This is a genomic window from Sinorhizobium sp. 8-89 (assembly GCF_030124325.1).
Lineage (GTDB): Bacteria > Pseudomonadota > Alphaproteobacteria > Rhizobiales > Rhizobiaceae > Sinorhizobium.
This window is the reverse complement of the sequence record NZ_JASKLR010000001.1, coordinates 729984-742674: the sequence shown is the minus strand read 5'-3', so window position 1 is coordinate 742674 and position 12691 is coordinate 729984. Positions and strand designations below refer to the sequence as shown.

11 protein-coding genes are annotated in these 12691 nt (G+C 61.2%); 8 read left to right on the top strand and 3 right to left on the bottom strand.

Annotated elements, in window-relative coordinates:
* The first annotated feature begins 132 nt into the window (after window positions 1-132).
* Complete coding sequence (gene argC / locus QN219_RS03620) at window positions 133-1065, top strand: N-acetyl-gamma-glutamyl-phosphate reductase (protein WP_283975949.1); 933 nt, start codon at window positions 133-135, stop codon at window positions 1063-1065.
* A gap of 68 nt (window positions 1066-1133) precedes the next feature.
* Here argC and QN219_RS03615 read toward each other — a convergent pair whose 3' ends face one another.
* The gene (locus tag QN219_RS03615) at window positions 1134-2237 is read right to left on the bottom strand and encodes a COX15/CtaA family protein (protein ID WP_283998013.1); all 1104 of its coding nucleotides are present in this window, start codon (window positions 2235-2237) and stop codon (window positions 1134-1136) included.
* A gap of 271 nt (window positions 2238-2508) precedes the next feature.
* On the opposite strand from QN219_RS03615, the gene QN219_RS03610 reads away from it, so the two are divergent.
* Both QN219_RS03610 and QN219_RS03605 read left to right on the top strand, forming a co-directional pair.
* Complete coding sequence (locus QN219_RS03610; RefSeq protein WP_283998011.1) at window positions 2509-2721, top strand: DUF2842 domain-containing protein; 213 nt, start codon at window positions 2509-2511, stop codon at window positions 2719-2721.
* A 15-nt stretch (window positions 2722-2736) separates the two neighbouring features.
* Window positions 2737-3477 (top strand): metallophosphoesterase family protein, encoded by a 741-nt coding sequence (locus QN219_RS03605; RefSeq protein ID WP_283998010.1) that lies wholly within the window; start codon window positions 2737-2739, stop codon window positions 3475-3477.
* A 3-nt stretch (window positions 3478-3480) separates the two neighbouring features.
* On the opposite strand, the gene QN219_RS03600 is transcribed toward QN219_RS03605, so the two are convergent.
* Window positions 3481-4131, bottom strand: coding sequence for a CatB-related O-acetyltransferase (locus QN219_RS03600; protein ID WP_283998008.1), 651 nt, complete (start codon window positions 4129-4131; stop codon window positions 3481-3483).
* A 432-nt stretch (window positions 4132-4563) separates the two neighbouring features.
* On the opposite strand from QN219_RS03600, the gene QN219_RS03595 reads away from it, so the two are divergent.
* The gene (locus QN219_RS03595; RefSeq protein ID WP_283998269.1) at window positions 4564-5700 is read left to right on the top strand and encodes a GNAT family N-acetyltransferase; all 1137 of its coding nucleotides are present in this window, start codon (window positions 4564-4566) and stop codon (window positions 5698-5700) included.
* Window positions 5701-5745: 45 nt separating this feature from the next.
* Here the strand turns inward: QN219_RS03595 and QN219_RS03590 are convergent, their stop codons facing one another.
* Window positions 5746-7878: an exopolysaccharide transport family protein gene (locus tag QN219_RS03590; protein WP_283998006.1), complete on the bottom strand. Its 2133-nt coding sequence runs from the start codon at window positions 7876-7878 to the stop codon at window positions 5746-5748.
* A gap of 197 nt (window positions 7879-8075) precedes the next feature.
* Here QN219_RS03590 and QN219_RS03585 point away from each other — a divergent pair, with 197 nt between their 5' ends.
* From QN219_RS03585 to QN219_RS03570, 4 genes are read left to right on the top strand one after another with little or no spacing between them, the layout of a single operon-like run.
* The gene (locus tag QN219_RS03585) at window positions 8076-8651 is read left to right on the top strand and encodes a polysaccharide biosynthesis/export family protein (RefSeq protein WP_173510302.1); all 576 of its coding nucleotides are present in this window, start codon (window positions 8076-8078) and stop codon (window positions 8649-8651) included.
* 5 nt (window positions 8652-8656) lie between these two features.
* A complete protein-coding gene (locus tag QN219_RS03580; RefSeq protein WP_283998004.1) occupies window positions 8657-9838 on the top strand; it encodes a glycosyltransferase family 4 protein in 1182 nt (393 codons plus the stop codon).
* 48 nt (window positions 9839-9886) lie between these two features.
* Window positions 9887-11449 carry an undecaprenyl-phosphate glucose phosphotransferase gene (locus QN219_RS03575; protein WP_283998002.1) on the top strand — a complete coding sequence of 521 codons (1563 nt, stop codon included), beginning with the start codon at window positions 9887-9889 and terminating at the stop codon, window positions 11447-11449.
* Window positions 11446-12690, top strand: coding sequence for an O-antigen ligase family protein (locus QN219_RS03570; RefSeq protein WP_283998000.1), 1245 nt, complete (start codon window positions 11446-11448; stop codon window positions 12688-12690). Before QN219_RS03575 ends, QN219_RS03570 begins: the two co-directional genes overlap by 4 nt.
* Window position 12691: the final 1 nt, after the last annotated feature.

The following is a 12691-nucleotide window of genomic DNA, read 5'->3' as shown; positions in this document are numbered from 1 at the left end:
ACTTTGATCGCTGCATGTTTTTATCCTTAAAATGGGATACGATTTAAGGAAACATGCAGCAAGAAACTGATTCAATTCTATGTCAGACTGATTCCGGAAATTTCCGTAACCGTCTGCAGGAACAGGTAAATCATGAAACCGAAGATCTTCATCGATGGCGAACACGGCACCACCGGGCTGCAGATCCGCACCCGCATGGCCGGCCGTACGGATGTCGAACTGCTGTCGATCCCGGAAGCGGAGCGCCGCAACGCCGCGATGCGCGAAGACCTGCTCAACGATGCCGACATCGCCATTCTGTGCCTGCCTGACGACGCCTCGCGCGAGGCAGTGTCGATGGTCGCCGGCAACAACCGGGTACGTATCATCGACACGTCGACAGCGCATCGTGTCGCGCCCGACTGGGCCTATGGTTTCGCCGAAATGGACAAGGCGCAGCCCGCCAAGATCCGCGAAGCGCGCCATGTCGCCAACCCAGGCTGCTATCCGACCGGCGCCATCGGCCTGATCCGGCCGCTGCGCCAGGCCGGCATCCTGCCGGACGGCTACCCGGTTACCGTCAATGCGGTCTCCGGCTATACCGGCGGCGGCAAGCAGATGATTGCGCAGATGGAGGACGAGAAGAACCCGGACCACATCAGCGCGCCGCATTTCCTCTACGGGCTGACGCTCAAGCACAAGCACGTGCCGGAAATGAAGATGCATGGCCTGCTCGAACGCGCTCCGATCTTCTCGCCGTCGGTTGGTAAATTCCCGCAGGGCATGATCGTGCAGGTGCCGCTGTATCTCGATGATCTCGCCGCCGGCGCGACGCTTGAAAGCATTCATGCGGCGCTCGTCGAGCACTATGCCGGTCAGTCGATCGTCGAGGTCGCTCCACTTGCCGAAAGCGCGCAACTCGCGCGTATCGACGCGACGGAGCTTGCCGGCAAGGACACGATGAAGCTCTTCGTCTTCGGCACGAGCGGCGGCACGCACGTCAATCTCGTCGCCGTGCTCGACAATCTCGGCAAGGGCGCCTCGGGCGCAGCGGTCCAGAACATGGACCTGATGCTTTCAGCCTGACAGGATAGAAAAACAGAACTCCCGGCACTTTCCAGCCCGGGGGTTTTTCTTTGACCATTCAGGGCCCATCAGGCGCGGAGTTCGATCGCCGTCGATTTCGGATATTCGCCGACGAAACCTCGCCAATGCGCGATTGCGAAACCGAGCACGACCAGTGCACCCGCCTGATGCAGCACACCCCAGCCGATCGGCACCTGCAGCACGAGGGTGGTGATGCCGATCACCGCCTGGATCGTCATCAAGGCGAAGAGAACGACCGAGCGGCGCGCATGCGTCGTTTCCGGCGCCGCCCGCAACGAAGCAATCATGTGCATCAGTGCCAGTGCGAACAGCAAATAGGCGCCGGCACGATGCAAGAATTGAACGGTCTTGGGATTCTCGAAGAGATTGATCCAGGCCGGCTGCTGCACGAACAGCCCTTGCGGGACGATCGAGCCGTCCATCAGCGGCCAGGTGTTGTAGGTGAAACCCGCATCCAGACCCGCCACCAGCGCGCCCAGATAGATCTGGAACAGGCTCATGACAGCGAGCAAGGCCGCCATAGATCGCGATTTCTTCGTCGGCGCCGCATCGCCGGAGTGCGGACAAAGGCCGCGCAGGATCCACATGCAGCCGGCAAAGATCAGGCATGCGATGACGAGGTGCGTGGCAAGCCGGTACTGGCTGACCTCGGTGCGTTCGACGAGGCCGGAGGAAACCATCCACCAGCCGATGAAGCCCTGGAACCCGCCGAGCGCCAGAATGCCTAGAAGAGGCCATCTAAGGCGTCGCTCGATGCGACCCGTTACCCAGAAGAAGAACAGTGGCAAGGCGAAGATCACGCCGATGGTGCGTGCCAGCAGCCGGTGTGCCCACTCCCACCAGAAGATCGTCTTGAACTCCTCGACGGTCATGCCCTTGTTCAGCTGTTCATACTGCGGAATGCGCTGGTAGAGCCGGAACTCCTCTTCCCATTCCTCGGCGGTAAGGGGCGGTATGACCCCGTGAATGGGTTTCCACTCGGTGATGGAAAGACCGGACTCGGTGAGCCGTGTCGCACCGCCGACGAGCACCAAGGCAAACAGGGCGAAGAGAACGACCGCGAGCCAACCGCGAATCTGCCGGCGGTTACGCTCTGTCCTGCCCATCTCCTTCAGGAGCGTCTGTTCTGTTGCCAACTCGGCGTGGGCCATGGCTTTTCCTCACTTCCTGCCGGGACGCGGCCATGCCTGCGGCAAGGTTCTCGCTCGGCCGCCCCGGAAAGCCGTTGATTTGCACCAGAGCGCCGTGCAAAACAAGGCCAAAGCCTTTGCGGCATGCCGTCGCGGCTACTGCATGTTTCCTCAGATCGTAGTCGATTTAAGGACAAAAACATGCAGCAATTCAAAGTGCTACAGCATCCCTTGCGTGTTTCCAGAGACGCGCGGACGCTGTAGTGAAGCGCAGCCATCCGAAAGAAATGAAATGCCCGTACGCCTCAGAAAACTGATCGGCACGATCCTCATCATCATCCTTGTCGTCGTTTACGCGCTGGCGGCGGTTACCTTCGCTTCGCTGCTGCTCGGCGCATCGCCCTGGTGGGTGCATCTGCTCTACTTCTTCCTCACGGGCCTGCTGTGGATCCTTCCCGCGATGCTGATCATCAAGTGGATGGAAAAGCCCGCCAGGAACCGCTGATTGCCGAGGCATAAGATGAGAATCGCGGTGATTTCCGATGTTCACGGCAACGACCTCGCGCTCGAGGCGGTGCTTGCCGACGTCGCAGCACAGGGTATCGGCGAGATCGTCAATCTCGGCGATCATCTGAGCGGCCCGCTCAACGCCGCACTTACCGCGGACATCTTGACGAAACACAATATGCCCGCGATCCGCGGCAACCACGATCGCTATCTCCTGACGCTCGATCCCGCGCGCATGGGACCTTCTGACCGTACCGCGCACGACGAGCTTGAACCGCATCACCTTGCGTGGCTTGCCGCCTTGCCTGAAACCCTGGTCTACCGCGATGCGCTCTTTCTTTGTCACGGCACGCCGCGGAGCGACGAGACTTACTGGCTGGAAAAGCTGACGGCCGATGGCGTGGTTCACATGGCGGGGCGCGACATGATCGAGAGCTTCGCCGCCGGCATCCGCTATCCTGTGATCCTCTGCGGCCATACGCACATTCCGCGGACCGTGCGGCTCGCGGACGGCCGACTCGTCGTCAATCCCGGCAGCGTCGGCTGCCCCGCTTACGACGATGATGAGCCTGTTCTCCACAAGGTCGAAACCGGTTCGCCGGATGCGCGCTATGCCATCGTGGAGCACATTGCCGGCGACTGGAATGTCACGTTCCGTTGCGTGCGCTATGACCACATGGCGATGTCGCGCCTTGCCGCGCGTCGCAATCGCCCCGAATGGGCAAAGGCTCTCGCAACTGGTTTTCTCGATTGACCTCTATTGCGCGCGTTCGAGCGCGTGGAGGTCTGCGCCGGTGATTGCGGCAATGTTTCGCGTCACCGTGTCGACTGGCCAGTCCCACCAGGCAATCGCCTGCAATCCGTCGATCGTGTCCGCCGGAAATCGCATCCTGACGACGCGTACAGGATTGCCCGCCACCACCGCATAGGGCGGTACGTCCTTCGAAGCCACCGACTTCATGCCGACGATGGCGCCGTTGCCAACCGTGATCCCTGGCAGGACCGTCGCATCCATGCCGATCCAGACGTCATTGCCGACGACCGTGTTGCAGCGATAGCCGCTGGCAAAGGCGGCAGGATCAGAGCCGTCCCGCCAACCGCCGGGAAAGATGCCGAAGGGAAAGGTCGAGAAGCCTCCGAGAGCGTGATTGGCTCCGTTCATGATGAACTGCGCACCGGTGGCGATTGCGCAATATCGCCCGATCACCAAGCGGTCGCCGATGAAGTCGTAGTGGTAAAGAACACACTTTTCTTCGAAGCGCTCAGGTCCGTCGGGATCGTCGTAGTAACTGTAATCCCCGACATCAATGAGGGATGAACGCACGATATCCTTGAGAAAACCAATGCGTCGAAACTCCGCGACGGGAAATTTGTCGCCGGGGTTCGGCGCGGACGGCGTGACTGGCAAGAGATGCTCCTCGAAAGAAAGGTCGTCAAAGCGTGTGGATTCGCTGCGGTCCGGCCGCACGGCACTCCGCTGATGTCCGGACCTTCTTTAGTGGCGCATCAATCCCTCCATCGTTCGGCGTGAAGTTAGCGCAGCAGGCGAGAGTTTCCAACCGCGTGCGGAATACGACTTCGCTCGGTGCCCTTCATGCTTTGCTAACTGCATTCTGCTGTCGCCCGAAAAGGAGCCCGCGACCTCGCTCGAAATTAAGCTGAATGTAGCGACGTCTGCGTTTCAATGGACGCACGATCCGGCTTCCGAACGGTGGATGAGATGACGAATGCCTGTTTCACTTTAACCTCGTTGAACGATCCGCAGCCGAGCGATCGCGCCTCGACCCATTGTTCGGAAACGCAAGACACCGGGACTATCACCGTCTCCCTCCACGAGGACATGGCCGCGCTCGAGACGGAATGGCGCGTTTTGGACGAGAACAGCCAGAATTCGCTGCACCAGAGTTTCGACTGGTGCGCCGCATGGCGGAAAACGCATGCGAGCCGAACGTTGTTCGTTCGCGTTGCGCGCGGCCGACAATTGCTGTTTCTCCTGCCGCTCGAGATCGACAGCGGACGCTTCTTCCGCACGGCCCGGTTGATCGGATCCGATCACAGCAATCTGAACACCGGCCTGTTTGCCGAAGAGGATGCAACGCCACCTCCAGAACTGATGCGCGCGCTGACCGTCGCGATCAAACGCCAACTGCGAGTGTTCGCGGATATCGTCACGCTCGACAAGACACCAGCGAGGTGGCGCGGGAAAGCTCATCCGCTCGCCGACCTGCCCGCCTTACAGAACGCCGACGCCTCATTCCAACTGCCGCTGCTGGGGAATATCGAACGGACGCTGGCGCAGCTCAACGCAAAGCGGCGGCGCAAGAAGATGCGCATATCGGAGCGGCGTCTCGCCGCCCTCGGCGGCTACGACTACGTGGTTGCCCTGGAGGCATCGGAAGCGCGCCTTCTGCTGGAAACCTTCTTCCAGCAGAAGGCGGCGCGTTTCGAGGCGCACGGCCTGCCGGATGTGTTTCGTGATGCCGATACCCGCGCATTCTTCCATGCGCTCGCTGAACCTGGTCAAGCGGCGGATGGGCAATTGCTCGAGCTCAACGCCATTCGCCTCAAGGGCGAGCACGAGGGTCGGATCATTGCGATCGCCGGCCTTTCGCGCAAAGGCGACCATGTCATCTGCCAGTTCGGCTCGATTGACGAAGGGATCGCCGCCGACAGCAGTCCGGGAGAATTGTTGTTTTACCGGATCATCGAACGGCTGTGTTCGGAAGACGTCACGCTTTTCGATTTTGGGATCGGCGATCAGCCCTACAAACGGTCGTGGTGCACGATTGAAACGCCCTTGCGGGACATCGTCTTGCCCGTGACGCTCCGCGGATATCTCGCGGCCTACATCCATCGCGGCGCGATTCTTGCCAAGCGCGTGATCAAAGCCAACAAGGCATCCTACGCGTTCGTGCAGCGGTTGCGCCAGCGGCGTCAATCAACGCTGAAGCCTGCGGATGCAATGGACGAGGACTGAGCATCCGAACCGCGCGGGGATACCCCGAGGACGTATTCTCTGTGTTCATGCCGCGCGGCGATTGGGAAAGTCCGGGTCGCTCTCGCGCTGTCGGGTCATCAGCACGATGTTGCGGAAGCCGGCCTCGCCAAGGTCGGTCAAGAGTTCCACAATCCGTTCATCGCTGACGGACGAGGCTGACAATATGATCTCGGTTACCTCCCGCCGGGCAACCCTGGACACGGCGGTGGCGTCGGCCGGGCCGCACTCGACCAGAACCAGATCATAGGCATTGGTGAGCGCATCGACAATCATCTGCAACCGTTCGATCCCGCGCATTGCTGTCCGCGCGTCGGCACTTCCATGGGGAATGATGTGCGCTTCGGAGAACCGGTCCGCATGTATCGATTCGGTGAATGCGACTTCGCCGGCAAGCAGGTTGGTTATACCGGGCAGCGAGGACGACTGCGCCATGAGCCGCGTCGGACAAGCCGAGCCGGTAAGATCAACGAGAACGACCTTCTGCCCTTCCTCCGCCAGGAGCCGCGCCAGCATGACGGTCGCCGTCGATCCCTCGTCGCCGCCGGGCGAAACGGAAACGGCGATCCGGACGTTCCGATCGAGGAGGTGAGCGGCAACGAACTCGATCGTGAAGTCGCTTTCCGCTGGTTGTGTATCCTTCTCTGGTTCAAGGTCCTGTTCCGCCGCGTCGGCGAGCACCAGCATCGGCTCCGCCGGCTCGGGTTCCGCCAAGACGGGTGTCAATTGTCCGAAATCTTCCGGTTCCGCGCTGGAAACCGGCTTCAGCGCCCGTCCGCTGAACAGTTCGCCGAGCATGATGACGACGCAACCGACGAGGAAGGTGGCAAGCGCCGCGACTACCGTGATCGGCACTGCTTTCGGGAAGTCCGGGTTGCTCGGAACGACCGCATTCGAAATCACGCGCGCATCCGCCGGCGTTGCATTCGCAACCGTACGCGAGGTCGCCTCCCTGTAGCGGGCGAGATAAGTTTCGAGAAGCTGCCGTTGCGCGGTCGCTTCGCGCTCCAGTGCCCGCAAGCCAACCTCTTCCTCCCCCGCCTGCGCGGATTGCGCCTTGAGCGTGTTGAGCCGCTGCAGCAACTGCTCTTCGCGCAGCTGCCCAACCCTGGCTTCATTCTCCAGGCTGACGAGGACCTTGCGGGTCTCGGCGCGGATTTGCTGGTTGATGCCTTCAAGCTGGGATTTCAAGCCCTTGAGACGCGGGTGGCCGTCGAGCAATGTCGTCGACAGGTCCGCAATCTGCGCCCGGACAGCGGCTTCGCTTTCCTTCAACCGCTGGATCATCTGCGAGCCGGCGACCTCGGTCAGCGTGTCCGGCGCGCGGCCGTCGGCAAGCGCCGTGCGCACACCCTTCGCACGCGCTTCGGCATTTGCCCGCTCTCCGCGCACGCGGGCGAGCTCGCTCGAAATATCGGTGAGCTCGCGCGTGGCAAAGTTTTCCGTCTGGCCGGTCGGCAACAGGCCGGAGGAGGAACGGTAGGCTGCAACTTTCGCCTCGGCCTCGCGCACCTTCTCGCGAAGATTCGCAATTTCCGGTTCCAGCCAACGGCTCGCCTCCGAATTGGAATCGAGTTTGGCGCCACTCTGCAGGGAAAAATAGACCTTCGCCATCTCATCGGGGATGGCGGCCGCAAGCTTGGGATCCTCCGAAGTGAAAGCAATGGCAATCACGCGTGACTTCTCAACCTGATAGACCTGCAGCTTGGAGTCGAACTCCTTCAGCACCCGTTCCTCGGGCGGCAAGTCGAGTGGATTTTTCCTCACGCCGAGCATTACCAGAAGATCGGAAAGGGCCGAAGGTTCGGCAGAAGGATCGAACTCCCTGCGTTCATGCAGCTTCATGTTGCGCGCGACCTGTTTGATCAAATCGGCGGAACGCAGCACCTGGACCTGGCTTGAAATGCCGGATTCATCGAAAACCCGGTCGGATCCCGTCTGCGCAAGCTGGTTCGAGCCGCTGAACTCCGGTTCACGCGACTCGATCAGCAGTCGCGTCTCGCTCTGGTACTGCGGAGCGATCATCTTCGCGGTTACGAAAGCGGCGGCCGCGACACAAACCGTCGCGAGCAACAGCCGCGTACGCCGTTCCCAAACGGCGCGGAAGAGCCCACCGAGATCGATATCCACATCCTGCTGCCCGCCGCCGATGCCCGACATGCCTCAACTCCGAAGGTTCCTCATCCGGCCGGAAAGTAAAGGAACATGGTAACGCAAGAGTTAATTCCCGGCGCAACCATAAGGTGGTGCGCCTTGCCGAACGTCCCTTCAAAATTCTCGGGCGAGTTTACCGGCTATTAACCCTAACGGATCGATAACGTCGCCAGAGGTGATCGTTTCCGGAGCCCGAGACCCGCATGTCGACCGCAGGCAAAAAGACAGCACGCGCTATCGCGTTGGCGATATTGTCGGCACTGGTCGGCGGTTGCACGAGCTACCAGCCGGCTCCCAAAGCTTTCAGCGAGGCCACCATCCAGCCCTACCGGCTGGACAGCGGCGACCGCCTTCGCATCAACGTGTTCGAACAGGCCGGCCTCAGCGGCACCTATACCGTCGACCAGGCCGGCTATGTCGCCTTCCCGCTGATCGGTGCTGTGCCGTCGCGCGGCCATACACTGCCGGAACTGGAAGGCATGATCGCCGCAAAGCTGCGCGAAGGCTATCTCCGGGATCCGGACGTCACCATTGAGGTGGACCGCTATCGTTCGGTGTTCATCATGGGTGAAGTGGGCCAGGCGGGCCAATATAGCTACGTCCCCGGCATGACGGTCCAGAATGCGATCGCGGTCGCCGGCGGCTTCTCGCCGCGCGCGAATCAGTCGAACGCCGACATCACCCGCAAGATCAACGGCCGCATCGTTACCGGCCGCGTGCCGATTTCCGATCCGGTCCTGGCCGGCGACACGATCTACGTCCGCGAACGGCTGTTCTGACATCCATGCACAGCGAACGTCCACTGCGCATCCTTCATTGCTTCAGGTCGCCGGTCGGCGGCATCTTCCGCCACGTGCGCGATCTTGCCGAAGCCCACGCGAATGCCGGACACGAGGTCGGGATTCTGTGCGACAGCACGACGGGCGGCGCCTACGAGGACGCCCTGTTCGATGCGATCCGCCCCTACCTGGCGCTCGGCGTCGTTCGCCTGCCCATTCATCGCGCCATCGGACCGTCCGATATTGTCGCGCTCTGGCGCAGCTACAAGGAAATCAGAAGTTTGCAACCGGATGTGCTGCACGGGCACGGCGCCAAGGGCGGCGTCCTTGCGCGCACCATCGGTTCAGCCTTGCGGGTCAACAAGTATCGCGTAGCCCGCCTCTACTCGCCCCATGGCGGCAGCCTCCATTACGATTCAAGATCGTTGAAAGGTCGAGCGATTTTCCGGCTCGAACGGCTGCAGGAGCGCCTCACCGACGCGCTCGTCTTCGTCTGCGATTACGAGCGCCAGACCTATTTCACGAAGGTCGGCCGGCCGCCCGGTCACAACGAACTGATTTATAACGGCATCGACGACCGCGAATTCGAGCCCGTAGCGGTCACGCCCGGCGCGGTGGATTTCCTCTATATCGGCATGATGCGGGACCTCAAGGGTCCCGATCTTTTTGTGGAGAGTTTTGCGGCGGCCGAGCGGATCGCCGGCCGCCCCCTCTCCGCCTTGATGATCGGCGACGGGCCGCAACAGCAGCAATACGCAGAGATGAGACTGCGCAAGGGGCTGGGGCGGCGCATCAATATGCTTCCGGCGATGAAGGCGAGGGAAGCCTTCGCACTCGCACGCACGGTCGTCATCCCGTCGCGGGCGGAATCGATGCCTTACATCGTCCTCGAGGCACTCGCCGCCGGCAAACCGCTCATCGCAACGCGGGTTGGCGGGATCCCGGAGGTCCTCGGCGCCGATAGCGGCGCACTTGCCGAACCCAGCGTGGAGTCGCTCGCCACGATCATGGCTGCCGCGATTGTCGAGCAGGACTGGGCCGCAAGGATGATGCCGGATCCCGAAGCGTTCAAGTCCCGCTTCGCGTCATCGGTCATGACGAAAGGTGTAATGCGGCTATATCGCGAACTGGTGGGCAATGCGACTGGTGAAGGGGGGACGGCTCCTTACAACGTAAGCGTTTCTTAGTGGCTTTCTGCTATCCGGACGGAGGGACTCCAGCGCCGGGAAAAGACCATGAACCACTACGAGAGGCCTGAAACATTCGATCCGGAAGCGCTTCGCAAGAAGATCTCCGAGATCAGGACCGTTGCCCCCAGAGAGACAATTGAGGAAAAAGGCGCGACGGAGCTCAATCCGCTTGCCCGACAGATCGCGCTCCAGTTTCGCGCCGACACCTATTCACCTGCGATGATCACCGGTCTGATCCGGCTGCTCGATTTCTCAGTTCTCTTTGCCATCGGCTATGGCATCAACGCCTACTATGTTCAGCCGGATCTCGAACAACTTCCGGTCTATCTTGCAATTCTCGCCGGCGGCTCGGCACTTGCCGTTGCGGCCATCCAGATCGCCGATGGCTATCAGGTGCCGGCGCTGCGAGCCTGGCTGCGAATGACCCCGCGCATTCTTGGTGCCTGGGTTGCCGCCTTTGGCGCCATCGCGCTTGCGCTTTTCTTCCTGAAATCCGGCCATCAGTATTCCCGCGTCTGGATCGCCGGATGGTTCATGGGCGGCGCGCTCTTCCTCGTCGCCCAACGGGCGTTCATCGCCTATTCGATCAGGCACTGGTCGCGAAACGGGACGATGGAACGTCGCGCCGTCATTGTCGGTGGTGGTCCGCCGGCGAAGGATCTGATCCGCACGATCGAACATCAGCCGGACAATGATATCCGCATCTGCGGCATCTTCGATGACCGCGACGAGCGGCGATCACCGAACATGCTCGCCGGCTATCCCAAACTGGGGACGGTCGACGAACTCGTCGAGTTCGCCCGACTTGCGAGGATCGACATGCTGATCATCTCGCTGCCGCTGACTGCGGAAAAACGCATACTCGAACTGTTGAGGAAGCTGTGGATTCTGCCGGTCGACATCCGGCTGGCGGCGCACGCCAACAACCTGCGCTTCCGACCGCGCAGCTATTCCCATGTCGGACAGGTTCCGATGCTCGACATCTTCGACAAGCCGATCGCCGATTGGGACTCCGTGGCGAAGCGCTGCTTCGATATCTTTTTCAGCGTCGTGGCACTCCTTCTGCTCTGGCCGGTGATGCTTACCGCCGCAGTCGCAGTCAAGGTCACGTCACCCGGTTCGATCATCTTCAAGCAGGCCCGGCACGGCTTCAACAACGAGACGATCGAGGTCTACAAGTTCCGCTCGATGTACACGCATATGAGCGACCCAACCGCTCGCAGCGCCGTGTCCAAGGGAGACCCGCGCGTGACCCCCGTCGGCCGCTTCCTGCGCAAGTCTTCAATCGACGAGCTGCCACAGATCTTCAACGTCTTGAAGGGCGAGCTCTCTCTGGTCGGCCCGCGCCCACACGCCGTTCTGGCGCAGACCCGGGACCGAACCTTTTCCGATGTCGTGGAAGGTTATTTCGCTCGCCATCGCGTCAAACCGGGGGTGACCGGCTGGGCACAAATCAACGGTTGGCGCGGCGAGATCGACAATGACGAGAAAATCCGCTTCCGCACTGCTTTCGATCTCCACTACATCGAAAACTGGTCACTGCTCTTCGATCTGAAGATCCTTTTCCTGACACCGTTCCGTTTGTTCAATACGGAAAACGCATATTGATCTCCGCGAGCGCAACCCAGCCAATCGTCCTTCGTCCCCAGCTTGCCGCGATTTCGCTCCTCGCTTCGGGCCTGGTGGGGGTCGCGGTGTTTCTCTCCGGTTTCGTCATCGCGGAGCCGGCACCCTACGAGATTTTCATGGCGTGCCTCATCGGCCTGTGGACACTCTTCGGGCTGAAGATTTCCCGCTATGTGGCGCCGTTGCTCTCGCTCCTTGTCGTGTTCATGATTGGCGGAATCCTGTCGCTGACCGTGATGGCGGACCTCGGCACCGGGCCGATGTATATGGCCGTCTCCGGCTTCCTCGCACTCTCCGCTGTCTTCTTCGCGGCGATCATCGAAGATCGGCATCAAAGACTGGGCCTGATCTTCAATGCCTGGGTTGCTGCCGCAGTCATTACAGCGCTTCTCGGTATTCTCGGTTATTTCGGCGCAATACCGGGCAGCGCCAACTTCACGCTCTATGACCGTGCGAAGGGAGCGTTCCAGGACCCGAACGTTTTCGGACCATTCCTCGCCGCGCCCGTGCTCTATCTCCTCCGCGGTCTGCTTACCCAACCGATCAGCCGAGCTCCGCCGAAGATCGTCGGCCTTCTCGTCCTGGCGCTCGGCGTCTTCCTCTCGTTCTCGCGAGCGGCCTGGGCGCTCAATCTCTTTTGCGTGGTCGCCTTCGTCTTCGTCATGCTGCTGAAGGAGCGGAGCGGCCTCTTTCGCCTGCGTATCCTCGTCATGGCCCTGTGCGGCGCCCTGTTCATCGTCGCCGCATTGGCGGCCGCCCTGCAGTCCGAGCAGGTCGCGACGCTCTTCTCGAGCCGCTCCCAGCTTGTCCAGGAGTATGACGGCGGGCATCTCGGCAGGTTCGACCGGCACAGGATCGGTTTTCTCATGTCGATGGAAAGACCGCTCGGCATCGGCCCGCTGGTCTTCAGTACCATTTTCCCCGAGGACGAACACAACATCTGGCTGAAATGCCTGACGTCCTACGGCTGGATCGGCTTCGTCGCCTACGTGGCGCTGATCGCCTGGACGCTTTCGCTGGGCTTCCGCTTCCTTCTGCTCGATCGGCCCTGGCAGCCGTACCTGATGATTGCGTGGGTCACGCTGATCGGCCATGTCGGCGTCGGCAACGTCATCGATACAGACCATTGGCGCCATTTCTACATGCTGCTCGGCATCGTCTGGGGATGCGCTGCGCTCGAATATCGCTTTCAAAGGCAGGTCCGCGCCGGAAGGCACGCATGAC

Coding starts and splice junctions, on each gene's coding strand:
- argC (WP_283975949.1), top strand. CDS start 133: ATGAAACCGAAGATCTTCATCGATGGCGAACACGGCACCACCGGGCTG.
- QN219_RS03615 (WP_283998013.1), bottom strand. CDS start 2,237: ATGGCCCACGCCGAGTTGGCAACAGAACAGACGCTCCTGAAGGAGATG.
- QN219_RS03610 (WP_283998011.1), top strand. CDS start 2,509: ATGCCCGTACGCCTCAGAAAACTGATCGGCACGATCCTCATCATCATC.
- QN219_RS03605 (WP_283998010.1), top strand. CDS start 2,737: ATGAGAATCGCGGTGATTTCCGATGTTCACGGCAACGACCTCGCGCTC.
- QN219_RS03595 (WP_283998269.1), top strand. CDS start 4,564: ATGGCCGCGCTCGAGACGGAATGGCGCGTTTTGGACGAGAACAGCCAG.
- QN219_RS03590 (WP_283998006.1), bottom strand. CDS start 7,878: ATGTCGGGCATCGGCGGCGGGCAGCAGGATGTGGATATCGATCTCGGT.
- QN219_RS03585 (WP_173510302.1), top strand. CDS start 8,076: ATGTCGACCGCAGGCAAAAAGACAGCACGCGCTATCGCGTTGGCGATA.
- QN219_RS03580 (WP_283998004.1), top strand. CDS start 8,657: ATGCACAGCGAACGTCCACTGCGCATCCTTCATTGCTTCAGGTCGCCG.
- QN219_RS03575 (WP_283998002.1), top strand. CDS start 9,887: ATGAACCACTACGAGAGGCCTGAAACATTCGATCCGGAAGCGCTTCGC.